Raw genomic sequence first — 25470 nt, 5'->3', positions numbered from 1 at the left:
CTACCCGGTGAGCCCCCGCCCCAGCCTGCGCAGCCCCTCCCCGATCTCATCCGGGGTCTGCGTCACGAAGCACAGGCGCAGGGTCGAGCGGTCGGGTTCACCGGCGTAGAAGGGGGCGCCGGGGACGTACGCCACGTCCTGAGCGACGACCCGCGGGAGGAGCGCCGTGGTGTCGTACGACGCCGGGAGGCGGACCCAGAGGAACATCCCGCCCTCGGGACGGGTCCACACCGACCCCGCCGGGAGGGCGTCCGCGAGGCCCGCGAGCATGGCGTCCCGGCGCTCCCGGTACACACCGGCGACTCTGGCCACATGCGCGTCCAGGTCGAAGGCGGTCAGGTACCGTGCCGCGGCGAGCTGGTTGACGGTCGGGGTGTGCAGGTCGGCGGCCTGCTTGGCGACGACGCAGGCCCGGCGCAGCTCGGCCGGCGCGCGCAGCCACCCGAGCCGGATGCCGGGTGCCATGACCTTGGAGAAGGAGCCGAGCAGGACCGTACGGTCGCGGGCTTCGGGGTGGGCGGCGATCCAGGGGACGCGCTCACCGTCGTAGCGGAGTTCGCCGTAGGGGTCGTCCTCGACGATCCACAGACCGTGCCGGGCGGCGACGGCGGCGACCGCGGCACGGCGCTCGGCGGGGAGGGTGCGGCCGGTGGGGTTCTGGAAGGTGGGGACGGTGTAGAGGAGCTTCGGCCGTTCGCGGACCACCAGGTCGGCGAGCGCGTCGGGGTCCGGGCCGTCCTCGTCCCCGGGCACGGCGACGATCCTCGCGCCGGCCAGCCCGAAGACCTGAAGGGCGGCCAGGTAGCAGGGCGCCTCGACGAGCACGGTGTCGCCGGGGTCGAGGAGAGCGGTCGCCAGCAGGGACAGGGCCTGCTGGGAACCCGTGGTGACGAGGAGGTCGTCGGCGGTCGTGGGCAGCCCACGGGCCGTGGTCCGCGCCGCGAGCCCCTCACGCAGGCTCGGTTCGCCCTCGGTCGTGGCGTACTGGAGGGCCTGGGCCGGGGCCTCCTCCAGCGCGTACCGGAACGCGGCGGCCACGCCCTCGCGGTCGAACAGCTCCGGCGCGGGCAGCCCGCCCGCGAAGTTGATCACCTCGGGGCGGCCGGTGACGGCGAGGATGTCCCGCACGGGCGAGCCCCCGATCGACCGGACCCGGGCGGTCGGCGACGGCACGGGAGCGGATGCGGGGCCGGGGACGAAGGCGGGGGCGGGCGCACTGGGCGACTCGGCTGCGACAGTCATGCCCGCACCCTAGGGAGATGCATGCCGTCTACACACGGGTTTCTGCCATGTGGACAGCGGCACGCGTTCACACCTTCGTGTCCGTCGCCCCGTACACGTTGATGTCGTCGTCCGTCACGTCGTCGATCCCGCGACAGCGGATCCTCTCGAGGTCGTCGAGGGCGGCGAAGGCCTCCGGCGCGATGCCGGGCGGGGCGGGTGCCGGCCCCGGGTTCCACCGGTGCACGGGCACCACCCCGGGCGCGTCCAGGACGAGGCCCGGGGTGTCGCCGAACAACCGCTCCACCTCCGCCCTCGACCGGAAGACGAAGGTGAACCCGCGTTCCGTGTAGGTCCGTTGGACGGCCCGGGTCGGTTCGGGATGCAGCTCGTCGGTGAGGTGGGTGAGGACGACCCTGCTCCCGGCGGGCAGCCCCGTCACCGGCTCCCGCAGCACGGGGTGGGCCGCCTCGTCCTCGACGAAGTGCAGGACGGCGACCAGGCACAGGGCGATCGGCTCGGCGAAGTCGAGTGTCCTGGCGGCCTGTTCGAGGATCCGGGCCGGCTTCAGCAGATCGGCGTCGAGGTAGTCCGTGCGCCCCTCGGGACCGCTGGTCAGCAGCTCCCGCGCGTGCGCGAGCACGACCGGGTCGTGGTCGACGTACACCACCCGCGCCTCGGGGACGAGACTCCCCCATAGCCCTTCGGGCATGGGGGTACCCCCATTCGCTCCGGCTGCGCTCCGCTCGCGATCTGGTGCACGTTCTCCCCGGTGGGCAGCCCGGTGCCGAGGCCGAGGAACTGGCGTATCCCGTCCTCCGCGGCCAGCTTCGTCACGGCCCGCCGCATGAAGTCGCGATTGTGCCGGACGTCGAGGTAGCCGCGCGGGTTGGCGGCGAGGGCGGCGGCCGCGGCGGCCCGGTCCACCGGGTAGTTGTCCCGGCCACCGAGGAACACGTCGTAGACGCGGGCGGGATGCGCCCTGGTGGTGTCGATCCCTGCGGACTCGGCGAACTCGCCGAACTCTGCGGATTCTGCGGACAAAGGGGCTCTCCCTGGGCAGTCGGGCGTCCCACATGCCGTCCCGGAGGGGCACTGTCCACGCAGGTCAGAGGCCATGGGATCGGACCGGCGTCCCGACTTGCGCGGTGGATGTGGAAGGGCGGAGGCCGTACGCCACAGGCTTGCCCCATGCCCACACTCCCCACTCCCCGCGCCCAGCCCCGCTCCCGCCCCCGCGTCCGCCTGCTCGCCACGGCGCTGACCGCCGCCGCGGCACTCACCCTCACCGCGTGCCACGACGGCGAGGGTCTGCGCGACGAGGGCCCGTCGAGCTCCAGCACCCTGACCGGCTCCGGCCCCAGCTATGGCTCCGGCTCCGGAAACGGTTTCTACGGCGTCGGAGAGGCCCCCGCCCGCTCCCACGCGGATCCGCCGAGCGGGAACTCGTAGGCGGGCCGCCCGTTGTTGCCACTGGTGCGGAACGCCTTGCCGTCGTCGTCGACGGTCAGCGTGCCGTGCCGCGTCCCGCTGGACCAGGACAGCTCCAGCTGCCAGCGCACGTCGTACGCGGAGGCGTCGGCCAGCACGTAGTAGACCTCCGGGTCGGACGCGCTGACCTTGAACGGGAAGTCGGCGTGCCCCGCCTCGGGCACCAGCGAAGGCCGCGCCGCGTCGAGGGCGACGGTGAAATAGCGGGTCGGCACTCCACCACCGCAGCCGACGCCGGGGTAGCCCATGGCGTAGTCGTTCCAGGCCAGCGGCGAACTCTTCTCCACGGTACGGACCTTCACGTCGTCCACGACCACGGTCTCCGCGCCGGTCCCCTGCACGGTGAGCTCCAGGTACTGCTCCCCCGACGACACCGCCCCGTGCGCGGCCACCCACGCGGGCGCGTCCTGCTCGACGGGCGGCGGAGCGACCTGCCCCGGCCCCCGCTCGATCAGATAGCGCTGGACACAAGGGCTCTCCCAGGCGTAGGGGCGCGCCCTGACGGTCAGCGGGACGGTGTCGGCCGCCTGCCCGCCCGCCGCCGGCGCGGAACCGCCGCCCGAAGCCGAAGCCGAAGCCGACGGCGTGGCCGAGGCGGACGCGGACGCGGATCCCGAGGCCGACCCGGAGGGAGACGGCGAGACACTCGGCGCTCCCCGACCGGGCACGGACGCGGCCCCGGCGGGAGTACCTGCGCCGTCCACGTCCTGCGCCGAGCCACCGGACGGCAGGCTCAGGGACAGCGCGAGGGCGACCGACCCGAGGGCGGCCACGACACCGACGCCCGCGAAGAGCACGGGCCGACGGGCACGCCACGACGGCTCTCCGCCGCGGTCACCGCCACCGCCGTCACCACGACCGAAGTCGCCGCCGGACAGCACCTCTTGCCGATCCCCGCGGACGGCCGCCGCCCCGACACCGACCGCACCCGCGTCCGCGACGGCGCCCCCGCCCACGGCGCCCTCGGCCACCTCGGCAGCCCCGGCCACCTCGGACCCCTCGGCCACGCCGGTCTTCCTCCCCCGCACCGCGTCCGCCAGCACCCACCGCCGGTGCAGCTCGACGAGCTCCTGAGGTGACGCCTTGCAGAGCCGCGCCAGCCGCTCCACGGGCGCGTAGTCCGTGGGGACGGCGTCCCCGTTGCAGTAGCGGTGCAGCGTCGACGTACTCATGTGGAGCCGTTTGGCGAGCATCCCGTAGCTCAGCCCGGACCGCTCCTTCAACTCTCGCAGCAGCTCGGCGAACTCGGTCGCAGACACCGTTCCTCCACTCCCCATGTCCCATCCCCGCGTTCCAGGGACGGTCCGTTTTCCCAGGTCAGACCCATTGCCGGCGTTCCAGCGTCCCTGATGGCCCGCCGGACGTGGCGGCCGGGACGGATCCCCCCACAAGCTTTGGCCATCCAAGCACGCCGCTTCAACTCGGCATTCCGGAAGAGGACTTCACGATGCGTATCCGTCGCACCAGCCACCTGCTCGCCCTCACCGCCCTGGCCGCCCTCGCGCTCACGGCGTGCGAGGACGGGGCGGGCGTAAAGGACGAGGGCGCCTCGCACCCGGCGTCGTCGACGGCCACGGCGGCACAGCCCACGCCCGGCACGGACAAGGGGACCGGCACCGGCAGCGGCACGGCCCCGACGAAGGACACGACAGGCTCGGCCGGCTCGTCCGGCAAGTCGGGCGGCACGTCGGGCGGCGACACCGGCGCCGGCACGGGGGCGGGCACGGGCGGCGATTCGGGCGACAAGGCCGCCGACACCGCCTCCGACGGCCGCGTCCTGTGCAACGGCTCGAACACCCGGGTCACCGCACAGACGGTCCCCCGTCCGCTCAACCACATGCTGCTCACGGTGACCAACACCGGCAGCAAGACCTGCGACCTGACCTACTACCCGATCCTGCGCTTCGACGAGATGCAGTGGGTGCCGCAGGGCGCCAAGGAGACGCAGCCGCAGGCGGTGACGACCCTCGCGCCCGGCGAGTCCGGCTACGCGGGCGTCCTGCTGGCCGCCGCCGACGGCAGCGGCGACGGCGGTCAGACGGCCGAGAAGCTGACGATCGCCTTCCAGGGCTACACCCCGAACAGCGACGGCGGCGCCTCCGCGACGCCGGCCCTGCCCGCCAAGGGCGTCTACTACGACAGCTCCCTGGCGGTGACGTTCTGGCAGCAGGACATGGACGACGCCCTGTCCTGGTGACAGCGGGCGAACTACCGCAGCTTCTGGGCCACTTCGGTGGCCCAGTAGGTGAGGATGTTCCGCGCTCCGGCCCGCTTGATGCCGGTCAGCGTCTCGAGGATCGCCCGGTCACGGTCGACCCAGCCCTTCTCGGCGGCGGCCTCGACCATCGAGTACTCGCCGGAGATCTGGTAGGCGGCGACCGGCACGTCCACGGCGTCGGCGACCCGGGCCAGGACGTCGAGGTAGGGCCCGGCCGGCTTCACCATGACCATGTCGGCGCCCTCCTCCAGGTCCAGCGCCAGCTCGCGCAGCGACTCACGAAGGTTCGCCGGGTCCTGCTGGTACGTCTTGCGGTCGCCCTTCAGGGACGACCCGACGGCTTCCCGGAACGGGCCGTAGAACGCCGACGAGTACTTGGCGGTGTAGGCGAGGATCGAGACGTCCTCCCGGCCGATCTGGTCGAGCGCGTCACGGATGACCCCGATCTGCCCGTCCATCATCCCGCTGGGCCCCACGACATGGGCACCCGCGTCGGCCTGGACCTGCGCCATCTCGGCGTACCGCTCCAGGGTGGCGTCGTTGTCGACGCGCCCCTGGTCGTCCAGCACGCCGCAGTGCCCGTGATCGATCGTCTCGTCGAGGCACAGGTCGGACATGACGAGCAGGTCGTCCCCGACCTCGGCCCGCACATCCCGGATGGCGACCTGGAGGATGCCGTCCGGGTCGGTCCCGGGCGTGCCGAGCGCGTCCTTCTTGGACTCCTCCGGCACGCCGAAGAGCATGATCCCGGAGACCCCTGCCTGTACGGCCTCCAGCGCGGCCTTCTTCAGGCTGTCGCGCGTGTGCTGCACGACACCGGGCATCGCCTGGATCGGCACCGGCTCGCTCACGCCCTCCCGCACGAACGCGGGCAGGATGAAGTCGGCCGGGTGCAGCCGGGTCTCCGCGACCATGCGCCGCATGACAGGGGTGGTGCGCAGCCGCCGGGGACGCGTACCGGGAAAGGATCCGTACTTCGTCATGCGCCCTACGCTACGCCCGGCCCGGGGACACCTTTGCCGACGCCCCGTCGGCCCGAGGACCCGTAGGCCCGTCGACCCGCCGACCCGTGCACCCGTCGGCCCGTGGGAGGCCACAGCCCCTCCCGTGTGCACCGTGAACGCCCCGGGTCCATCCTGGGAAGGAGGAGCACGACGGCCACTCCTGCGCTCGAGGAGGCCGCGATGACCGCCACGCACCACCCCACCCCAGACCTCTTCGCCCTCTCCGACGTGCGCGGCCCGGTGCTGCGTCCCGGGGACGAGGGCTACGACGCCGAGGTCGCCGCTTTCAACCTGGCTGCCCGACACACCCCGGACGTCGTCGTGGGCGCGACCGGAACCGACGACGTCGTGACGGCGATGCGCTGGGCCGCCGCCACCGGCATGCCCGTAGCCGTCCAGGCCACTGGACACGGAGCGAACTTCCCCATGGACGGCGGCCTGTTGATCAACACCGCCCGGATGACCGACCTGTCGATCGACGTCGAGGCGCGCACCGCGACCGTCGGCGCCGGCGTGAAGTGGCGACTGCTGCTGGAGGCCTCGGTCCCGCACGGTCTCGCCGCACTCAACGGCTCCGCGACCGACGCGGGGGTGGTCGGCTACGCCCTGGGCGGCGGGCTGCCGCTGCTCGGCCGGGCCTACGGGTTCGCCTCCGACCTGGTCCGTTCCCTCCAGGTCGTCACCCCGGACGGCACCCTGCACGAGACGGACGCCGACCACGAGCCCGACCTGTTCTGGGCACTGCGCGGCGGCAAGGGGAACGTGGGCGTGGTGACGTCCCTGGTCACCGAGTTGGTGCCGCTGAGCCACGTCGTCGGCGGCGGCATCTACTGCGCCGGCGAGCACGCCGAGTCCCTGCTGCGTGCCTACGCGGACTGGGCGCCCACCGTGCCGACCGAGATGTGCACCGGCTTCACCCTGCTGCGGCTGCCCCCGCTGCCGATCATCCCCGAACCGATGCGCGGCCGCTTCTTCGCCCGCGTCGCGGTCGCCTGGACCGGCGACCCGGCCGCGGCCGACCCCCTGCTGGCGCCGCTGCGCGCGGCCGCGCCGGTCGAGTTCGACACGGTGGGCGACCTGGACTACCGCAAGGTCGACGAGATCTACCAGGACCCGCAGGACCCCATCCCCGCACGCGAGTGCTGCGCGCTGCTGCGCGACCTGACCCCCGAAGCCGTGGACACCCTGCTGGCACAGACCGGCCCGGACGCCGGCGAGGGCTACCCGCTCCTCATGGTCGAGCTGCGCCACATGGGCGGCGCACTGGCCGAACCGGCCGCCGTCGAAGACGCGGTCTGCGCCCGCGACGCCGCGTACCTGCTGGAGTCGGTCGGCGTCCTGGCCGGCCCGGAGGCCGCCGCCGCGGTGGAGACGGCCACGGCCGCCCTGTACGCCGCGATGGCCCCGTACGGCACGGGCCGCACCATGGTCAACCTGCACGGGGCCCCGGGCGACGAGACCGACCGCGCCCGCGCCTGGACCCCGGAGGTCCACACCCGCCTGCGCGCCCTGAAGTCGCGCCACGACCCCCAGAACCTGCTCCGCTTCGGCCACACACTGGCGATGTCCGGCCCGTCCGGGGCTACCCCGTCCAGGGGAGTTTGAGGAAGGGGCGGTGGCGGCGGGGGCGGACGCCGAAGCGCGCGCCCCCACCCACTCAGGTCGCCCGTCGCCTCCGCGCGCCCGGACGCCGCTCGCTCGGCCGGCTGACCGGGTCGCCGGCCTCCCGGGCCGCCGCGCGGCGGCGCAGCCCGAAGTCGGCCAGTGCCTCGGCCAGCTTGAGCGCCGACGGCTCGGGCGCCATGACGTCCACCCGGAGCCCGTGCTCCTCGGCCGTCTTGGCCGTGGCCGGGCCGATGCAGGCGATGACCGTCACGTTGTGCGGCTTGCCCGCGATGCCCACCAGGTTCCGCACGGTGGACGACGACGTGAAGAGCACGGCGTCGAATCCGCCGCCCTTGATGGCCTCCCGCGTCTCGGCCGGCGGCGGCGAGGCCCGCACGGTCCGGTAGGCGGTGACGTCGTCGACCTCCCAGCCCAGCTCGATGAGCCCGGCGACCAGGGTCTCGGTGGCGATGTCGGCACGCGGCAGGAACACCCGGTCGATCGGGTCGAAGACCGGGTCGTAGGGCGGCCAGTCCTCGAGGAGCCCGGCGGCCGACTGCTCGCCGCTCGGTACGAGGTCGGGCTTCACACCGAACGCGACCAGCGCCTTCGCCGTCTGCTCGCCCACCGCCGCGACCTTGATGCCCGCGAAGGCACGCGCGTCGAGCCCGTACTCCTCGAACTTCTCGCGCACCGCCTTGACGGCGTTCACCGAGGTGAAGGCGATCCACTCGTAGCGGCCCGTCACCAGGCCCTTGACCGCCCGCTCCATCTGCTGGGGGGTGCGCGGCGGCTCGACGGCGATCGTCGGCACCTCGTGCGGCACGGCCCCGTACGACCGCAGTCGGTCGGAGAGCGACACCGCCTGCTCCTTCGTACGCGGTACGAGCACCTTCCAGCCGAACAGCGGCTTGGACTCGAACCACGACAGCTGGTCGCGCTGGGCGGGGGCGGAACGCTCACCGACCACGACTATCACCGGCCGGCCGCCCTCGGGCGAGGGCAGCACCTTCGCCTGCTTCAGCGTCTGCGCGATCGTGCCCAGGGTCGCCGTCCAGGTCCGCTGCCGGGTCGTCGTACCGGCCACCGTGACCGTCATCGGCGTATCGGGCTTGCGCCCCGCCGACACCAGCTCGCCGGCCGCCGAGGCCACCGCGTCGAGGGTCGTCGACACGACGACCGTGCCGTCGGACGCCCCGACCTCGGTCCAGCAGCGGTCCGAAGCCGTGCGCGCGTCGACGAACCGGACGTCGGCGCCCTGCGCGTCCCGCAGCGGCACACCGGCGTACGCGGGCACGCCGACGGCGGTCGCGACACCGGGTACGACCTCGAAGGGAACACCGGCCGCCGCGCACGCGAGCATCTCCGCCGCCGCGTACGTATCAAGTCCGGGGTCCCCGGTCACCGCACGGACGACCCGCCTGCCGCCTCGCGCGGCCTCCATGACAAGATGTGCGGCATCGCGCACAGCGGGTACCTCAGCGGTTGTTGACGTGCCGTCAACGATCGTCGGGAGGGGCGCGCCCGTGCCCGGAAGAGGGTCCGACGAAGGACCCGCTTCCGCGTTCACGACGGCGACGCCCGGCCTCGCGTGCGTCCGTACGACGTCGAGCACCTCGTGCTCGGCGACGAGGACGTCCGCGTGCGCAAGCGCCTCCACGGCGCGCAGAGTCAGTAGTCCCGGATCCCCGGGTCCGGCACCCAGGAAGGTGACGTGCCCGTGTTCAGGACCAGCGGCTGGAAGGGCGGTGGGGCTCACAGTGCTCGCTCCCCCATCAGACCGGCCGCGCCCTGGGCGAGCATCTCGGCTGCGAGTTCGCGACCGAGCGCCATTGCCCCGTCGTGCGTCTCGGGCACGGGACCGGTGGTGGACAGCTGCACCATGCGCGTGCCGTCGGTGGTACCGACGACGCCACGCAGGCGCATTTCGTTGACAATCTGCCCGTCGGCCAGCAGGTCGGCAAGCGCGCCCACAGGGGCGGAGCAGCCGGCCTCCAGGGCGGCGAGCAGGGACCGTTCGGCGGTCACGGCGATCCGGGTGAACGGGTCGTCGAGCTCACCGAGCGCGGCGATCAGTGACGCGTTGTCCGCGGCACACTCGATCGCCAGTGCTCCCTGGCCGGGAGCGGGCAGAACCGTGTCTATCGACAGGAAGTCGGTGACCTCGTCGATGCGGCCGATGCGGCTGAGGCCGGCTGCCGCCAGCACCACCGCGTCCAGCTCGCCGTCGTGCACGTACCCGATCCGCGTGTCCACGTTCCCGCGTATCGGCACGGTCTCGATGTCCAGCCCGTGGCCGCGCGCGTACGCGTTCAGCTGCGCCATCCGGCGCGGCGAACCCGTACCGATGCGCGCTCCGCGCGGCAGGTCGGTGAACTTCAGCGCGTCCCGGGCGACGATCACGTCGCGGGGGTCCTCGCGCACCGGTACGGCGGCCAGGACCAGGTCCTCGGGCTGCGTGGTCGGCAGGTCCTTCAGCGAGTGAACCGCGAAGTCGACCTCGCCCTTGGCCAGCGCGTCCCGCAGCGCGGTCACGAAGACGCCCGTGCCGCCGATCTGCGCGAGGTGCTCGCGGGAGACATCACCGTAGGTGGTGATCTCGACGAGTTCCACGGGCCGTCCGGTCACCTGGCTCACGGCGTCCGCGACCTGCCCGGACTGGGCCATGGCGAGTCTGCTTCGCCTCGTCCCCAGTCTCAGTGCCTTCGTACTCATGCCGCTCATGCCGGCCCTCGGCTCTCTGCGTTCTTCTCGGTGCTTTCCTCGGCCCGGGACACGGCGGCCACCGCCTCCGGGTCGAGGTCGAACAGGGTCCGCAGCGCGTCCGCGTACCCGGCGCCGCCGGGCTCGGCCGCGAGCTGCTTGACCCGTACGGTCGGGGCGTGCAGCAGCTTGTCGACGACCCGCTTCACGGTCTGGGTGATCTCGGCGCGGTGCTTGTCGTCCAGGCCGGGCAGCCGCCCGTCGAGCCGGGCGATCTCCGTGGCCACGACCTCGGCGGCCATGGTGCGCAGGGCGACCACGGTCGGCGTGATGTGCGCGGCCCGCTGTGCGGCGCCGAAGGCGGCGACCTCGTCGGCGACGATCCGCCGCACCTGGTCGACGTCGGCGGCCATCGGCGCGTCGGCCGAGGCCTCCGCCAGCGACTCGATGTCCACCAGGCGCACACCGGCCAGCCGGTGCGCGGCCGGGTCGATGTCCCGCGGCATGGCCAGGTCGAGCAGGAAGAGCACCGGCTCCGGCCGGACGAGCGTGGCGACCGGCTCGGGCCGGCGGCGCTCGGGGATCCGGCCGAGGGTGGCGGCGGTCGCGGCGAGCGCGGTGATCAGCTCGGCGTCGGCCTCGGGGGTGCGGCGGGCGGTCGGCCTGCGGTCGACGGTCGCGTTGTCGACCCAGGCGGCGTGCTGTTCCAGCGTCGCCGCGTCCATGCCGGCGACGGCGGCCTCGCCCAGCACGGAGAACCCGGACTGCTGCACGGGGGCCTGCTGTACGGCGGCCAGGTCGAGGGGGCAGTTCTCGTCGGTACCGACCGAGGTGGGCGGCAGCGGCCGTACGTCCGTCGCGGCGGCCTCGTCGTCGAAGGCGACGGGTGCCCCGGTGCGGCCCTCGACGGCCTCGGCGACCGCCTCCGCCGTCAGGACCAGGCCCGTCGCCCCGGTACAGGAGACGGCGACATCGGCACGTGTCAGCTCGGCCGGCACCGACTCCATCGGTACCGCGCGGGCCGACACGTCCGTGTCGCCGCCGTCGGTCAGTATCTGGGCGAGCCGCTCGGCCCGCTCGGGCGTGCGGTTGGCGACGACGATCTCGGCGACCCCGGCGCGCGCGAGCGTGGCGGCGGCCAGCGAGGACATCGAACCGGCGCCGATGACCAGCGCCTTCTTGCCCCGCGCCCACGTGGCCACGTCCCCGCCCGCGGCCAGCTGCTCCAGGCCGAAGGTGACCAGGGACTGCCCGGCGCGGTCGATGCCGGTCTCGGAGTGGGCGCGCTTGCCGACCCGCAGGGCCTGCTGGAACAGGTCGTTCAGCAGCCGTCCGGCGGTGTGCAGCTCCTGCGCCTTGGCCAGGGCGTCCTTGATCTGTCCGAGGATCTGCCCCTCGCCGACGACCATGGAGTCCAGCCCGCAGGCCACCGAGAAGAAGTGGTGGACGGCGCGGTCCTCGTAGTGCACGTACAGGTAGGGGGTGAGCTCCTCGAGCCCGACCCCGCTGTGCTGGGCGAGCAGCGTGGACAGCTCGGCGACGCCGGCGTGGAACTTGTCCACGTCGGCGTACAGCTCGATCCGGTTGCAGGTGGCGAGGACCGCGGCCTCGGCGGCCGGTTCGGCGGCGACCGTGTCCTGGAGCAGCTTGAACTGCGCGTCCGTGGACAGCGAGGCCCGCTCCAGCACGCTGACCGGAGCGCTGCGGTGACTCAGCCCGACGACGAGGAGACTCATGCCGGCATCACGGCGGGTACGTCCCCGTCGGGTCCCTGGTCGGTGGAGTCGGCGCGGCCTACGGGGGCCGGTACGGCGCTCTCGTTCGCCGCTGCCTCCTCGCCGGCCTCGCCCGCCTTGCGCTGCTCGTGGAAGGCGAGGATCTGGAGCTCGATGGAGAGGTCGACCTTGCGCACGTCGACGCCGTCCGGAACGGTCAGCACGGTCGGCGCGAAGTTCAGGATGGACGTGACGCCGGCGGCCACGAGCCGGTCACAGACCTGCTGGGCGACGCCCGGCGGGGTGGTGATGACGCCGATGGAGACGCCGTTGTCGGAGATGATCTTCTCCAGGCCGTCGCTGTGCTGGACGGAGATCCCGGCGACCTGCTTCCCGGCCATCGCGGGGTCGGCGTCGATGAGCGCCGCGACCCGGAACCCGCGCGAGGCGAAGCCGCCGTAGTTGGCCAGGGCCGCGCCGAGGTTACCGATACCGACGATCACGACGGGCCAGTCCTGGGTGAGCCCGAGCTCGCGGGAGATCTGGTAGACGAGGTACTCGACGTCGTAGCCGACCCCCCGGGTCCCGTAGGAACCCAGGTAGGAGAAGTCCTTGCGCAGCTTGGCGGAGTTGACCCCGGCCGCGGCCGCGAGCTCCTCGGAGGAGACCGTGGGGACCGAGCGCTCCGACAGTGCGGTCAGCGCGCGGAGGTACAGCGGAAGCCGGGCGACGGTGGCCTCGGGAATCCCTCGGCTACGGGTCGCCGGTCGGTGAGTTCGGCCAGTTGCCACGGTGCTCCTGCGGGTAGAGCGGGGCTGTAGGCGGTCACACGTACCCAGACCGCCCCGTCGACAGCAGGCTATGTCTTTGTGAACGCGTGCACAAAGATGGTGTCCGATTTGCCCGGCCAACGTGACCGGGGTCACGCGCAACATTCCAGGGGGCAAAACCGCCACTCTCCTCGTGAATCCCGCCCCCGAGACAAAACCGCCATCGATCCTAAGCGACGTTCGGTACGGCCTTGTACTGCTCGGTCAGTTCCTCACCCGGCCAGTTCTTTGCGCAGGCGACTCTCGTCCACCCGCCAGAAGGTGTGCTGCCTGCCGTCGACCAGCACCACCGGGATCTGCTCCCAGTACTGGTCGTACAGCTCCGGGTCGTCGGCGATGTCCTTCTGCTCCCAGGACACACCGAGTTCCCCGCAGACCTTCTCGATCACACGCTCGGCGTCGTCGCACAGATGACAACCGGACTTACGAATGAGGGTGACCGACCGCTCGCCCGTGGCGGCCTTACGTCGAAAGAGGGGAGTCATACCGCCATTCTCGCGCTTCTTTAACGGCGCGGTCGTGGAGAGTTCACACCCTTCGAACCTCTCGGCTCCGGAACCACCGAACGGAATGGCTATGCTCACGCCATGGCCGCTCTAGGATGGCTCACTCCCCGTAGGCGCTCCGCCACGGCGCGGAGCGTGTTGGCAGGCGAGGCCTCGGCGGAGGCAGCCCGCAAGTCCACCCAGGAAGCCCTGGACTCGCAGGAGACCCTGGCGCCCCTGGACACCTCCGACCGGGAACCGCAGTTCCCGGTGCACGGCGACGCGATGGCCGCCGCCTTCTTCGACCTCGACAACACCGTGATGCAGGGCGCTGCGCTCTTCCACTTCGGCCGTGGCCTGTACAAACGCAAGTTCTTCGAGACCCGCGACCTGGCCCGCTTCGCCTGGCAGCAGGCATGGTTCCGGCTGGCCGGCGTCGAGGACCCCGAACACATGCAGGAGGCCCGCGACTCGGCGCTCTCCATCGTGCAGGGGCACCGGGTCTCCGAGCTGATGTCGATCGGCGAGGAGATCTACGACGAGTACATGGCCGAGCGCATCTGGCCGGGCACCCGGGCCCTCGCCCAGGCGCACCTGGACGCGGGCCAGAAGGTGTGGCTGGTCACGGCGGCCCCGGTGGAGATCGCCCAGGTGATCGCGCGCCGCCTCGGCCTGACCGGCGCGCTGGGCACGGTCGCGGAGTCCGTCGACGGCGTCTACACGGGCAAACTGGTCGGCGAGCCGCTGCACGGCCCCGCGAAGGCGGAGGCGGTACGCGCGCTGGCGGCGGCGGAGAACCTGGACCTCTCCCGCTGCGCCGCTTACAGCGACTCCCACAACGACATCCCGATGCTCTCCCTCGTCGGCCACCCCTACGCCATCAACCCCGACGCCAAGCTCCGCAAGCACGCGCACAACCTCGACTGGCGGCTGCGTGACTACCGCACCGGCCGCAAGGCCGCGAAGGTCGGCATCCCGGCCGCGGCGGGCGTGGGCGCGGTGGCGGGCGGCACGGCGGCGGCGATCGCGCTGCACCGACGACGGCGATAACGACGACGCAGCAGGCATCCCGAGCGAGCGGCCGAGGCGCAACAGCCCGGCCGCTCTTTCGCGTTACCGGACAACACCTCACACCGGGCACCGAACCCGGCCAATCCGACGGTCTTACCCCCGTAACCCCTCGTCCAGTCCTGTTGTCCGCGCACAGCCACAACACGCCCCGGACCGACCCGAAACTCGAACTATTTCGATCAACAATCGTTCACCCTATGCAACTTGATCGAGCGTCAATAGGCCACAGAAGCGACGTAATCGATGATTTGAGCAACTCGGTGTAGCAGGGCCTGCACGAAGCGTTATTCTCCTCAGACGCAATCCGGTACCCCTTCCGTCGCTACGACGGGTGAATGGTTCCGTACTGCACGTGATGCAAGCTCTGCCTCTGGGAGTCCCGTGTACCCACACGTCGGGGTTGACACCTCGGGCCTGGCTACGCTGCGCGCAACGGTCGCTACGGTCCATGACCTCTTGCGCGGCGTCGTCCCCACCGCGTACGCCGTCCCCGCCTTCGCCACCACCGCTCCGCTCGGCCCGTGCTACGCACTGGCCGACGGCAGCGCCGCGGTGGGCAGACGAGGACGTTCGGCCGGCGCGGCCACCGCCCGTCGGCCGGCCGCCGACAGTGACAGCGCCCGCATGATGGACCTCGTCGAACGCGCCCAGGCCGGCGAGGCCGATGCGTTCGGGCGCCTGTACGACCAGTACAGCGACACGGTCTACCGCTACATCTACTACCGGGTGGGCGGCAAGGCGACCGCCGAGGACCTGACCAGCGAGACGTTCCTGCGCGCCCTGCGCCGCATCGGCACGTTCACCTGGCAGGGCCGCGACTTCGGCGCCTGGCTCGTCACCATCGCCCGCAACCTCGTCGCCGACCACTTCAAGTCGAGCCGTTTCCGGCTCGAGGTGACGACCGGCGAGATGCTCGACGCCAACGAGGTCGAGCGCTCACCCGAGGACTCCGTCCTGGAGTCCCTCTCCAACGCGGCGCTTCTGGACGCCGTACGCCGACTCAATCCCCAGCAGCAGGAGTGCGTGACGCTCCGGTTCCTGCAGGGGCTCTCCGTCGCCGAGACCGCGCGTGTCATGGGCAAGAACGAGGGCGCCATCAAGACGCTCCAGTACCGGGCCGTCCGGACCCTCGCCCGCCTGCTCCCGGAAGACGCCCGCTGAACCCGTCCCCCACCCACGACCGACGCCACACACTCCGTGACGCCAACTCACCTTCAGTGAAAGTCCGTTGTCTTCCCGATCCGATCATCCGCAGTCCGTAACCCAAGCGCCGCGCCAGTCGTTGTGCGGGATACAGGCTCCCTGTGGTCACGTCCTGGCCGACCCCGATCACTCGATCGTGTGGATCCGGTCCAGGGCGTGCAACCGTCAGGACCCCAGGGGAGTCGACCGTCATGACGAGAGGAGGTGCCGCCAGTGATCGCGAACGTATCGGCGCACCGGCGGGCGAGCGCCTTCGCCCAGGCCTTGGAGGAGCAGTCCGACTGTTCCGCCCAGGGCACGGCGGCCGAGCAGACCGAAGGATCACCGCCGGCGCCGGCCGCTGCGGACCAGACCGGGCAGGGCCATCTTCTGGCCCTCGCCACGAGTCTCGCCGAGCTGCCCAAACCGGAGTTCGATCCCGAGGTCAAGGTCGTCCAGCGGGCCCAGTTGGTCGCCGCAATGGAGGCCATGCTGCAAGCGGGCACCGCGGGAGGCGAAACGGCGGACCCTTCGGTGCCGGAGCAACGCTCCCACCGGGCCAGGGGCACTCACCGGGCCAGTCCCCTGGGCAAGTTCCGACCGCGTTCCCGCCTCGCCAAGGGGCTCACCGCGGGCGGCCTCAGCGTCGGCGTCGCGGCGGGCGCCTTCGGTGGAGTCGCGGCCGCGAGCTCCGACGCCCTCCCGGGCGACGGGCTCTACGGGCTGAAGCGCGGCATCGAGGACTTCAAGCTCAACTATCTGTCCGACGGCGACGACGAGCGCGGCCGGACCTATCTCGACCAGGCCTCCACCCGGCTGAGCGAGGCCCGTCGACTCATGGAGCGGGGCCGCAGCGGCGACCTCGACCACGAGTCCCTCGGCGAGATCCGACGCGCCCTGAACGGCATGCAGCACGACGCGTCGGAAGGCCACCGGCTCCTTCACGAGGCGTACGAACGCGACCCGAACTCCCTGGGCCCCATCCAGGCCCTCGACGCGTTCTCCCGCTCGCACCGCGAGGTCTGGGGCGCCCTGCGCGACCGCCTGCCGGTCCAGCTCGGCGACGTCAGTCAACAGGTCTCGTCGGTCTTCGAGGCCATAGACCAAGAGGTCGCCCCGCTGCAGTCCCTCCTCCCGCGGCCCCCGGCCCCGGGCGGCGGCGGCACCCGCGAGGGCACAGGACCGGCGTCCACCGGCACCTCGGACACCGGCCGCCACGCGACCACCCCGGGCACCGGCCACGCCCCGACCGACGGGACCGGCCCCGACACCGGAGCCCCCAGCAAGTCGTCCACCTCCGGCACCACGGACGACGGCCTGCTCGGCGGCAACACCGGCGGCCTCCTGGACCCCCCGAAGGACACCGGCAGCACCGCCCCGACCCCCCTCGTCCCCAGCACCCAGCCGGACGTCACCCTCCCGCCCCTCCTCCCCGGCCTGCTCCCAGGCCTGGGCATCGACAGCGAGGACGCGGAGTAACCCGAGCACCCCAGCCCGTACGCCTGTGGGGGCGCCCCTCTTGAGAGGAGCGCCCCCACAGGCGTACCCGAAGCAACACGCCATCCACACCGCCGACCTCGCACCGCTGCGCAGGCTTCGCCCGGCTGCGCCGGACTCCGTCCACCGGCTCACCACCAGGTCAGAAGAACACCGACCGCCGCTGCACCAACAGCTTGTAGAGCGTGTGCTGGATCTGCTCCCGTACCTGGTCCGTCAGGTTGAACATCAACATCGGCACCCATCCACACCGCCGACCTCGCACCGCTGCGCAGGCTTCGCCCGGCTGCGCCGGACTCCGTCCACCGGCTCACCACCAGGTCAGAAGAACACCGACCGCCGCTGCACCAACAGCTTGTAGAGCGTGTGCTGGATCTGCTCCCGTACCTGGTCCGTCAGGTTGAACATCAACATCGGGTCCTCCGCCGCCTCCGGCGGGTAGCCGTCCGTCGGGATGGGCTCGCCGAACTGGATCGTCCACTTCGTCGGGAGGGGGATGCCGCCCAGCGGTCCCAGCCACGGGAAGGTCGGCGTCAGCGGGAAGTACGGGAAACCGAGCACCCGTGCCAACGTCTTCGCGTTGCCGATCATCGGGTAGATCTCCTCGGCCCCGACGATCGAGCAAGGGATGATCGGAGCTCCTTGGCGCAGTGCCGTGGAGACGAAGCCGCCCCGGCCGAACCGCTGGAGCTTGTAGCGCTCGCTGAAGGGCTTCCCGATGCCCTTGAAGCCCTCCGGCATCACCCCGACCAGCTCGCCCTGGCCGAGCAGCCGTTCGGCGTCCTCCGCGCAGGCGAGGGTGTGCCCGAGCTTGCGGGCCAGCTCGTTGACGACCGGCAGCACGAAGACGAGGTCGGCGGCCAGCAGTCGCAGGTGCCGGCCCGCCGGGTGGTGGTCGTGGACGGCGACCTGCATCATCAGGCCGTCCAACGGCAGCGTCCCGGAGTGGTTGGCGACGATCAGCGCGCCACCCTCCGCCGGGATGTTCTCGACGCCCTTCACCTCGACCCGGAAGTACTTCTCGTACAGCGGCCGCAGCAGGGACATCAGGACCTGGTCGGTCAGTTCCTCGTCGTAGCCGAAGTCGTCGACCTCGTAGTCGCCCGTGAGGCGCCGGCGCAGGAAGGACAGCCCGCCCGCGATCCGCCGCTCCAGGCCGCCCGCGTCCTTGTCCAGCCGTTCCTCACCCGTCACAGGAACATCATCCTGCCCAGCCGTCCTGGTGGGCAGGGGCTGGACCTCACCGGCCTCACCGATCTCCCGGACCGGCGCCGGCTCGCCGTTCCGACGCCGGCTCACCGCGCCCCGGCGTCGGGGCGGCCGCGTCACGGCGCTTCCCCGGGACCGGTCGTCGTCGAACGGAATGACCTTGGCATCCGCCATCGTTGATGCGCTCCTCAGTTGGCGCTCTGCGTCGGGAGGTGAACCGCCGGGTGGCCGCCGTCCGGCAAGGACAGCGCGGCGATCCGGTCGACGGCCCCGGCAACGGCCTCGGGCGGCAGGAGTCCGGGTCCGTGACTGCGCGCGAAGTCCGCGAAGGTCTCCGCCGTGGTGTACCGCGGCGTGAACCCCAGCGTCTCGCGCATCTGGTCCGTGGACACGACCCGGCCGTGGGTGAGCAGCCGGATCTGCTCGGGCGAGAAGTCCGTCATGCCCAGCGTACGCACCAGCGACCCCGCCCAGGTGACGGCGGGCAGCAGCAGTGGCACGGTGGGCCGACCGAGCCGCCGCGAACACTGCGACAGCAACAGCGCCCCGTCCCCGGCGATGTTGAACGTGCCGCTGTTGAGGGTGCCGCGCCGCGGTTCGTGCGAGGCGATCCGCAGCACCTCGATCACGTCGTCCTCGTGCACGAACTGGAGCCGGGGGTCGTAGCCGAGCACGGTGGGCAGCACGGGCAGCGAGAAGTACGAGGCGAGCGGCGTCTCGGCGGTCGGCCCCAGGATGTTGGCGAAGCGCAGCACACAGACGGCGACATCGGGCCGCCGCCGGGCGAACCCGCGCACATACCCCTCGACCTCGACGGCGTCCTTGGCGAAGCCGCCGCTGGGCAGCGACTTGGGCGGGGTCGTCTCGGTGAACACGGCGGGATCACGCGGCGCGGACCCGTAGACGTTGGTGGAGGACTTGACCACCAGCCGCTTCACGTTCGGCGATTTCTGACAGGCGCCGAGCAGCTGCATGGTCCCGATGACGTTGGTCTCCTTGACCGTGGTCCGGCTGCCCCTGCCCAGCGCGGTCGCCGTCACGTCGAGGTGGACGACGGTGTCGGCACCGGTCTCGGCGAGCACCCGCGCGATGGTGGGCTGCCGGATGTCGGCCTCGATGAAGTCGGCGCCCCCGAGATGGTGCTCGGGCCGCACCGCGTCCACGGCGACCACCCGGTCGACCTGTGGATCACGCTGGATCCGTCGTACGAACCGGCCCCCCAGCTGACGGGCCACTCCGGTAACGAGCACGACCTTTCCCAAGATCAGCGCCTTCCTTCCGTCCTGGAACCGCCGGCCGCCCTGCCGAGTTCCCGTCTGCGGCCAACCTAGCGGGTCGATGTTGCGCTGTGATGACCGCCCGATGCGCGAAGTGACGAGATCTCTTCGGTCATACGACCAGATCAGCCACGGTGCCCGTCCAGGCATACGCACGGCGTTCAGCCGACCGTACGCGCACCCGGATATGCGTGTGGCCCCCCACCGATAACACGGTGGGGGGCCACACCACGCCTACGCGGCTCGCGTCGCGCGAAGTAAGTGCTTGCGCTTACTTCTGCTCGCGCTTACTTCTTGTTGCGACGCTGAACGCGCGTGCGCTTGAGCAGCTTGCGGTGCTTCTTCTTGGCCATCCGCTTGCGCCGCTTCTTGATAACAGAGCCCACGACTACCCTCGCTCACTTCTCATCACTCGGTGCTGGGCGCCATGGGCCCATACGACCTACGAGGGGCTAGCCTACCCGCCTGAGCGCTGAGGTCGTAATCGAGGGGCGGGAGGGGCCCGAGACGGCCCTGAGGCCGGGCCCCACCCCGGGCCTGCCCTGCCGGACAGGCCCTGACCGTCAGGCGGTTTCCACCCCCACGTAGCTCTCGCGGAGGTACTCGTGCACCGCTTGCTCGGGGACACGGAAGGACCGCCCCACCCGGATCGCGGGCAGATGACCGCTGTGCACCAGTCGGTACACGGTCATCTTCGACACTCGCATCACCGAGGCGACTTCCGCCACGGTAAGGAACTGAACCTCGTTCAGAGGCCTCTCGCCAGCTGCACCCATGACACACCTGAACCTTCCGCACTCGACTCGACGGCCACCGGCTTCCCCTTCCGGTGACTCTTCGTCGTTGCGTGCTCACTCCCCAATGTAGGGGCGGGTGATGCGAGTGGGGAAGAGGTGCACCCATCAGCGGCCTACTGTGACAGACACGCTCGATTGAGTACGTAGCGGGTCAGCGGCCTGTAGTAAGCGGACCGCACGGCGTCATCAAGTGGAACGACGACGGAGACGACTCCCTCGGCCTCCCCCACGAACAACGCGGGGTCGTCGGTGTCCGCCAGCCCGATGGCCTCGAACCCCAGCTGACCTGCCCCGCAGACCCATCCGTGGTCCCCGATGACCAGCTCGGGCAGCGGCCCCCCGCCCTCGGCGGCCGCCGCCAGCGCGACCCGAACCGGGAGCGGCGAATGGCTGTGCGCACCGGTCGCACAACCGGCGCGTTCGACACTCGCCTCCCGGACGACCGCGACTCCCCGTACGTAGTCGAGGTTGTGTGTACGTAGACCGAACCGGGTCGTTATGTCGACACAGTGACCCTGCGCCGGGGTGAGAACATCACATCCCGCCGCCGACAAAGCGTCCGCAACGGCGGCGTAGAACCCCAGCAGCCGATGCGGATGCCCGGTGCCCAGCAGCACGGGCGCACCACGCTGGGCGACGAAGGCGAGCCGCTTCGCGAAAGCGTCCAGCGCGGCCAGCGTGCGCTCAGGATCGATCACATCATGCCCGGAAACGCAGCCGGGATCGGCCGAAACTCCACACTTGTCGGCCATCAACGCGATCAGGTCCCGCTGCCCCCAGCTCCGCTCGGGATCAAGCCCGATCAGCACCCGGGGATCGCGAGCGGCGAAGAGCCGATAGCTCCGCAGGCTCTCCTCCCGGGAGGTGGCCACCGCCCCGGCCAGCCGCGCGGCAAGCAGATGCGCCCGAAGCGCCCCGGAACTCAACACACAACCGATGCTGACGGACCATGCCCGGCCTTGAGGCAAAACCCCACCAACACCGCACAGTTGGCGTAAGCCCAAGCCCCGCACAGCCCGTCCGGCACCCCCCAGCCCTTCCGGGCCACCCTCCGGCCCGTCCGGCGATCGAGGACGAGGCCGACCAGGCCGACACGGGGGGCACACGGGGCATAGCCCCCTGAAGAGGAGGGGAACGGGTGAGGGCGGCGGGGGCGATCCCCCTACGGCAACAACCCCCGCAACGGAAACACGGCCCGCCGCGTGGCCAACACCGCCTGGTCCAACCGATCGGCGGGGTCGTAACCCGACTCCCACCCGGCCCACTCCACCGGCCACCGCCCGTCGGTCATCCGCACCGGCCCCAACTGCCGAGTACGAGCGAAGACCTCCTGCCGCCACCCCTCCGGAATCACCGTCTCCGGCGCCACGGGCACCCCCGCCGCCACCCCCACCAGATGCGTCCACGACCGCGGCACCACATCCACCACCGCGTACCCGCCCCCACCGAGCGCGACCCACTTACCCCCGGCGTACTCGTGCGCCAACTCATGACACGCCACCTGCACAGCCCGCTGCGCGTCGAGAGACACCGCGAGATGAGCCAACGGATCCTCGAAGTGCGTGTCGGCCCCGTGCTGGGTCACCAGCACATCAGGCCGGAAGTCGGCGATCAGCTCCGGCACCACCGAATGGAAAGCCCGCAACCACCCCGCGTCCCCGGTCCCGGCCGGCAGCGCGACGTTCACCGCCGACCCCTCCGCCCGCTCCCCACCGGTCTCCTCCGGCCACCCGGTCTGCGGGAACAAGGTACGAGGATGCTCGTGCAGGGAGATCGTCAGCACCCGCGGGTCGTCCCAGAACGCCGCCTGCACCCCGTCCCCGTGATGCACGTCCACGTCCACATACGCGACCCGCTCGGCCCCCAGCTCCAGCAACCGGGCGATCGCCAGCGAAGCGTCGTTGTAGATACAGAACCCCGACGCCCCGCCCGGCATCGCATGATGCAACCCACCCGCGAAGTTCACCGCGTGCAGCGCCTCCCCCCGCCAGACGGCCTCCGCGGCCCCGACGGACAGCCCGGCGATGAGAGCGGACACCTCGTGCATCCCCGCGAAGGCCGGATCGTCCATCGTCCCCAGCCCGTACGACTGGTCCGCCGATCCCGGCTCCACCGACGCCGCCTTGACGGCCCGGACGTAGTCCTCCCGGTGCACGAGCCGCAGCGTGGACTCCCCGGCGGGCTTCGCCGCGACGACGTCGACCTCCCGGTCGAGCCCCAGGGCACCGACCAGCCTCCGGGTCAGATCCAGCCGAACCGGATCCATCGGATGCTCGGGCCCGAAGTCATAGCCCGTTACTGCCTCGTCCCACATCAGCTGTGCGCGGCCGCTCATGCCCGCCACCGTATCGGTCCGGTTGAGCGGCGAACGACCGGGCGTACACCAACGTCACCAGCACCAACACCATCGGCACCACCATCGCTCCCCGATAGGTCCAGGCGTCCCCCAGCGCCCCCACCAACGGCGAACCGATCAGGAACCCGACGTAATTGAAGATGTTGAGACGGGCGATCGCCGCGTCCGAGGCGCCCGGAAACAACCGTCCCGCCGCCGCGAACGTCTGCGGCACCAGCACACACAACCCCAGCCCTACGAGCGTGAACCCGAGCATCCCGACCCACGCCCCGGGCGCGACGGCCACCACCGCGAACCCCGCCGCCGCCACCAGCGCCCCCAGCCGCACCACCGCCGCGGCCCCGAACCGCCGTACCCCGAAGTCCCCGATGGCCCGCCCGAGCAGCGTGGTCACCATGTAGACGTTGTACGGAACGGTGGCCAGCTGCTCGCTGCTGCCCAGCACGTCCTGGAGGTACTTGGCGCTCCAGTTGGAGACCGTCGAGTCCCCGATATAGGCGAAGGTCATCACCAGACACAGCGGCAGCAACACCTTGAAGACGACACCCGTACCGCCGCCCGCCGACTCGGCGTCCGCCGCCTGACCGCCCTCCGCCCCAGCGTCCTCCGCGCCCCTGTCCACATACCAGCGGCTCCCCACCAGGACGGCCGGCAACAGCACGGCCACCACCGGCAGATACGACACCCACAGCGCGAGATGCCAGTGCGCCCCCACCCACGCCAGCGAGGCTCCCACGATCCCGCCCAGGCTGTACACGGCGTGGAAGCTGAGCATGATGCTGCGCCCGTACGTCCGCTGAAGACTCACCCCGAGCATGTTCATCGAGGCGTCCAGCGCCCCCACGGCGAGGCCGAAGACGGCCAGGGCGACACCCAGCTCGGCCATCCCCCGCCCCGCTCCGACCCCGAGCAGCGCCAGCAGCACCACCGGCTGGGACCACCGCAGCACCAGGCTGGGCGGTATCCGCTTCACCAACTGCTCGGTCGACACGCTGCCGACCCCGGCCAGGATGGGTACGGCGGCCAGGAAGACGGGCAGCAGCGCGTCCGAGACCTCGTACCTGTTCTGGATGGCCGGGATCCGGGTCACCAGCAGGGCGAAGGCCGCGCCCTGCGCGAAAAAGCTGAACGCCAAAGAGGCCCTACCGCGCCGCAGCACTTCTGTCATGGCGGCGAGCGTAGGGCCCCTGCGTACTCGTTGGTAGATCCAGCCAAAGATGAATTCTCCTCAGCTTTCCCGGACTTCACCGGGCGAGGGCGACCTCGGGCACCTCGACCTCGGCCTCCACGGCTTCCCCGGCCCCCGTCTCGAAGGCGACCATCGCCGCCATCGGCCCGGCACCGAGCGCCCCGCCGACCACGAAACCGATCCCCATCGCCACCACCATGACCACGGAACCGAGCCACACCATGGTGTCCACCGGCACCGTGTACGCCCCCACGACCCGCACGACGCACTCGACGAGCAGCACCACACCCCAGACGATCGAGAAGGCCCGCTCCCGCTTGCGGAAGCCCGCCGACGCGACGGACGCCCCACTCTCCAGCCGCGCCCAGGCCGCCTCCCTGACGGCGTCGCCCTTCACCAGGAACGGCTTGACCGCGGCGGTCATCATCGGCCTCCCCAGCGCCACGGAGAGCAGGATCCCGATCCCGATCGTGCTGCTGACCCCGCTGTCCTTGGCCAGCATCAGCCGCGGATCACCGGAGACCAGGCTCAGCACCAGCCCGACGATGTTGACGACGAGGATGAGCCCGGCGAGCCCGTTGACCGTCCGCCGGCTGACCGCGCTCCACAGGGTCCGCCCGGCCGGAACGAGGCTGCTCCAGGCGAGAGCGGCGAAGGTGCTCATCCCGAACGCGCCCTTGAAGAGGTAGTACGACCCGAGCGGCACCGCCACGTCCACGAGGAGCGGGGCGAAGGCGTTCTGCTTCTTGTGCTGGTTCGTCGTCATGCCCATAGCTTCGCCGCCGGGAGGGGTCCCCCAGTAGAAACGATCGTCCGGAGCTACGCATGACAAATGTCAGCCCGACACCGGAACGTCCGTCAGATCAGCAGGTCAGGCAACTGCCCCAGATCGGAGAAGAGTTGAGTGGCTCCCGCGAGCTTCGCGGCCGGCGTCATCGCGGTGAACCCGTACACGTCCATCCCCGCCGCCACCGCCGCCCGCACCCCCAGCGGACTGTCCTCGACGACCACACACCGCTCCGGCGCCACCCCCATCCGCCGGGCCGCGTGCAGGAAGAGATCCGGGGCCGGCTTCCCCTTCCCGACATCCTGCGAGCTGAAGATCCGCGCGTCCTCGAACCACCGGTCCAGCCCGGTCTTCCGATGCCCCACCCGAATCCGCTCATGACTCCCGGACGACGCCACGCAGTACGGCACCCCGTCCGCGGTCAGCTTCGCGAGGACGTCCACGGCGCCCGCCACCGGCTCCAGCTCCCGCTCGAAGGCCGCGAACACCCGGCGGTGAAACGTGTCGTCGAACTCCGCCGGCAGCAGCTGCCCGGTGCGCTCCTGGACCAGGTCGTGGATGCGGTGCATCGCGGACCCCATGTAGTCACGGATGGAGTCCTCGTACGAGGTGGGATGCCCGAGCTCGGTCAGATAGGCGGCGAGCAGCCGATTGGAGATCGGTTCACTGTCCACCAGGACGCCATCGTTGTCGAAAATAACCAGGTCGTAGCGCATGCCCAAACGATAAACGAGCCGAAACGCAGAAAACCCCCGCACCGTGAGGTGCGGGGGTTTCCCGTAATATTTGTTCGGCGGTGTCCTACTCTCCCACAGGGTCCCCCCTGCAGTACC

General features: G+C 71.2%; 23 protein-coding genes and 2 pseudogenes. 6 read left to right on the top strand and 19 right to left on the bottom strand.

Going from position 1 to position 25470, the window contains the following annotated elements; genetic code table 11:
* Nucleotides 1-1242 (bottom strand): PLP-dependent aminotransferase family protein, encoded by a 1242-nt coding sequence (locus tag ACFVYS_RS06835; RefSeq protein WP_389499548.1) that lies wholly within the window; start codon nucleotides 1240-1242, stop codon nucleotides 1-3.
* A 67-nt stretch (nucleotides 1243-1309) separates the two neighbouring features.
* Nucleotides 1310-2340, bottom strand: a pseudogene (locus tag ACFVYS_RS06830) (SAM-dependent methyltransferase).
* Nucleotides 2341-2412: 72 nt separating this feature from the next.
* Here ACFVYS_RS06830 and ACFVYS_RS06825 point away from each other — a divergent pair.
* On the top strand, nucleotides 2413-2673 hold the full coding sequence (locus tag ACFVYS_RS06825) for a hypothetical protein (protein WP_389499546.1): 261 nt from the start codon (nucleotides 2413-2415) through the stop codon (nucleotides 2671-2673).
* On the opposite strand, the gene ACFVYS_RS06820 is transcribed toward ACFVYS_RS06825, so the two are convergent.
* Nucleotides 2613-3971: a helix-turn-helix domain-containing protein gene (locus ACFVYS_RS06820; RefSeq protein ID WP_389499544.1), complete on the bottom strand. Its 1359-nt coding sequence runs from the start codon at nucleotides 3969-3971 to the stop codon at nucleotides 2613-2615. The two genes, ACFVYS_RS06825 and ACFVYS_RS06820, sit on opposite strands and share 61 nt — an antisense overlap.
* A 188-nt stretch (nucleotides 3972-4159) precedes the next feature.
* Here ACFVYS_RS06820 and ACFVYS_RS06815 point away from each other — a divergent pair, with 188 nt between their 5' ends.
* Nucleotides 4160-4909, top strand: a complete 750-nt coding sequence (locus ACFVYS_RS06815) for a DUF4232 domain-containing protein (RefSeq protein ID WP_389499542.1) — start codon at nucleotides 4160-4162, stop codon at nucleotides 4907-4909.
* Between the two features lie 11 nt (nucleotides 4910-4920).
* Here ACFVYS_RS06815 and hemB read toward each other — a convergent pair whose 3' ends face one another.
* On the bottom strand, nucleotides 4921-5913 hold the full coding sequence (gene hemB / locus ACFVYS_RS06810; RefSeq protein ID WP_389499540.1) for a porphobilinogen synthase: 993 nt from the start codon (nucleotides 5911-5913) through the stop codon (nucleotides 4921-4923).
* A gap of 201 nt (nucleotides 5914-6114) precedes the next feature.
* Between hemB and ACFVYS_RS06805 the strand changes: the two genes are divergently transcribed.
* Nucleotides 6115-7539 carry an FAD-binding oxidoreductase gene (locus ACFVYS_RS06805; RefSeq protein ID WP_389499538.1) on the top strand — a complete coding sequence of 475 codons (1425 nt, stop codon included), beginning with the start codon at nucleotides 6115-6117 and terminating at the stop codon, nucleotides 7537-7539.
* A gap of 52 nt (nucleotides 7540-7591) precedes the next feature.
* Here ACFVYS_RS06805 and ACFVYS_RS06800 read toward each other — a convergent pair whose 3' ends face one another.
* The 5 genes from ACFVYS_RS06800 to ACFVYS_RS06780 form a co-directional block, all read right to left on the bottom strand.
* On the bottom strand, nucleotides 7592-9298 hold the full coding sequence (locus tag ACFVYS_RS06800) for a uroporphyrinogen-III synthase (RefSeq protein WP_389499536.1): 1707 nt from the start codon (nucleotides 9296-9298) through the stop codon (nucleotides 7592-7594).
* Nucleotides 9295-10254: a hydroxymethylbilane synthase gene (gene hemC, locus ACFVYS_RS06795; protein WP_389499534.1), complete on the bottom strand. Its 960-nt coding sequence runs from the start codon at nucleotides 10252-10254 to the stop codon at nucleotides 9295-9297. Before hemC ends, ACFVYS_RS06800 begins: the two co-directional genes overlap by 4 nt.
* Nucleotides 10255-10259: 5 nt before the next feature.
* Nucleotides 10260-11978, bottom strand: a complete 1719-nt coding sequence (locus tag ACFVYS_RS06790; RefSeq protein ID WP_389499532.1) for a glutamyl-tRNA reductase — start codon at nucleotides 11976-11978, stop codon at nucleotides 10260-10262.
* Nucleotides 11975-12748: a redox-sensing transcriptional repressor Rex gene (locus ACFVYS_RS06785; RefSeq protein WP_389499530.1), complete on the bottom strand. Its 774-nt coding sequence runs from the start codon at nucleotides 12746-12748 to the stop codon at nucleotides 11975-11977. Before ACFVYS_RS06785 ends, ACFVYS_RS06790 begins: the two co-directional genes overlap by 4 nt.
* Nucleotides 12749-12999: 251 nt before the next feature.
* On the bottom strand, nucleotides 13000-13272 hold the full coding sequence (locus tag ACFVYS_RS06780; RefSeq protein WP_054238618.1) for a glutaredoxin family protein: 273 nt from the start codon (nucleotides 13270-13272) through the stop codon (nucleotides 13000-13002).
* A 102-nt stretch (nucleotides 13273-13374) separates the two neighbouring features.
* Between ACFVYS_RS06780 and ACFVYS_RS06775 the strand changes: the two genes are divergently transcribed.
* The 3 genes from ACFVYS_RS06775 to ACFVYS_RS06765 all read left to right on the top strand — a co-directional run bounded on the left by ACFVYS_RS06775 (nucleotide 13375) and on the right by ACFVYS_RS06765 (nucleotide 17004).
* Nucleotides 13375-14322 (top strand): HAD-IB family hydrolase, encoded by a 948-nt coding sequence (locus tag ACFVYS_RS06775; protein ID WP_314225501.1) that lies wholly within the window; start codon nucleotides 13375-13377, stop codon nucleotides 14320-14322.
* Nucleotides 14323-14724: 402 nt separating this feature from the next.
* The gene (locus tag ACFVYS_RS06770) at nucleotides 14725-15504 is read left to right on the top strand and encodes an ECF subfamily RNA polymerase sigma factor, BldN family (RefSeq protein ID WP_054238616.1); all 780 of its coding nucleotides are present in this window, start codon (nucleotides 14725-14727) and stop codon (nucleotides 15502-15504) included.
* A gap of 255 nt (nucleotides 15505-15759) precedes the next feature.
* Nucleotides 15760-17004 carry a DUF5667 domain-containing protein gene (locus ACFVYS_RS06765; RefSeq protein WP_389499528.1) on the top strand — a complete coding sequence of 415 codons (1245 nt, stop codon included), beginning with the start codon at nucleotides 15760-15762 and terminating at the stop codon, nucleotides 17002-17004.
* A gap of 160 nt (nucleotides 17005-17164) precedes the next feature.
* Here the strand turns inward: ACFVYS_RS06765 and ACFVYS_RS06760 are convergent.
* From ACFVYS_RS06760 to ACFVYS_RS06715, 10 genes and pseudogenes are all read right to left on the bottom strand, one after another.
* Nucleotides 17165-17260: pseudogene (locus ACFVYS_RS06760) on the bottom strand (glycerol acyltransferase); the annotation flags it as partial.
* Nucleotides 17261-17343: 83 nt separating this feature from the next.
* Nucleotides 17344-18405, bottom strand: a complete 1062-nt coding sequence (locus ACFVYS_RS06755) for a lysophospholipid acyltransferase family protein (RefSeq protein WP_389499526.1) — start codon at nucleotides 18403-18405, stop codon at nucleotides 17344-17346.
* 14 nt (nucleotides 18406-18419) lie between these two features.
* The gene (locus tag ACFVYS_RS06750) at nucleotides 18420-19493 is read right to left on the bottom strand and encodes an NAD-dependent epimerase/dehydratase family protein (RefSeq protein WP_389499524.1); all 1074 of its coding nucleotides are present in this window, start codon (nucleotides 19491-19493) and stop codon (nucleotides 18420-18422) included.
* Nucleotides 19494-19795: 302 nt separating this feature from the next.
* Nucleotides 19796-19894 (bottom strand): 30S ribosomal protein bS22, encoded by a 99-nt coding sequence (locus ACFVYS_RS06745; RefSeq protein ID WP_003948845.1) that lies wholly within the window; start codon nucleotides 19892-19894, stop codon nucleotides 19796-19798.
* Between the two features lie 177 nt (nucleotides 19895-20071).
* Nucleotides 20072-20284 carry a helix-turn-helix domain-containing protein gene (locus ACFVYS_RS06740; protein WP_015658719.1) on the bottom strand — a complete coding sequence of 71 codons (213 nt, stop codon included), beginning with the start codon at nucleotides 20282-20284 and terminating at the stop codon, nucleotides 20072-20074.
* A 134-nt stretch (nucleotides 20285-20418) separates the two neighbouring features.
* The gene (locus tag ACFVYS_RS06735; protein ID WP_389499522.1) at nucleotides 20419-21234 is read right to left on the bottom strand and encodes a phosphatase; all 816 of its coding nucleotides are present in this window, start codon (nucleotides 21232-21234) and stop codon (nucleotides 20419-20421) included.
* Nucleotides 21235-21467: 233 nt separating this feature from the next.
* Nucleotides 21468-22640, bottom strand: coding sequence for an acetoin utilization protein AcuC (locus ACFVYS_RS06730; RefSeq protein ID WP_389499520.1), 1173 nt, complete (start codon nucleotides 22638-22640; stop codon nucleotides 21468-21470).
* Nucleotides 22591-23829, bottom strand: coding sequence for an MFS transporter (locus ACFVYS_RS06725; protein ID WP_389499518.1), 1239 nt, complete (start codon nucleotides 23827-23829; stop codon nucleotides 22591-22593). Before ACFVYS_RS06725 ends, ACFVYS_RS06730 begins: the two co-directional genes overlap by 50 nt.
* A gap of 76 nt (nucleotides 23830-23905) precedes the next feature.
* On the bottom strand, nucleotides 23906-24616 hold the full coding sequence (locus tag ACFVYS_RS06720) for a VC0807 family protein (protein ID WP_389499516.1): 711 nt from the start codon (nucleotides 24614-24616) through the stop codon (nucleotides 23906-23908).
* Nucleotides 24617-24708: 92 nt separating this feature from the next.
* Complete coding sequence (locus tag ACFVYS_RS06715; protein ID WP_389499514.1) at nucleotides 24709-25353, bottom strand: HAD family hydrolase; 645 nt, start codon at nucleotides 25351-25353, stop codon at nucleotides 24709-24711.
* Between the last annotated feature and the right edge of the window lie 117 nt (nucleotides 25354-25470).

The organism is Streptomyces sp. NPDC058295 (assembly GCF_042880655.1).
In the GTDB taxonomy this organism is placed as follows: Bacteria; Actinomycetota; Actinomycetes; order Streptomycetales; family Streptomycetaceae; genus Streptomyces; species Streptomyces coriariae.
The sequence above is the reverse complement of the archived record's forward strand: the minus strand, read 5'-3'. Positions and strand labels throughout refer to the sequence as shown.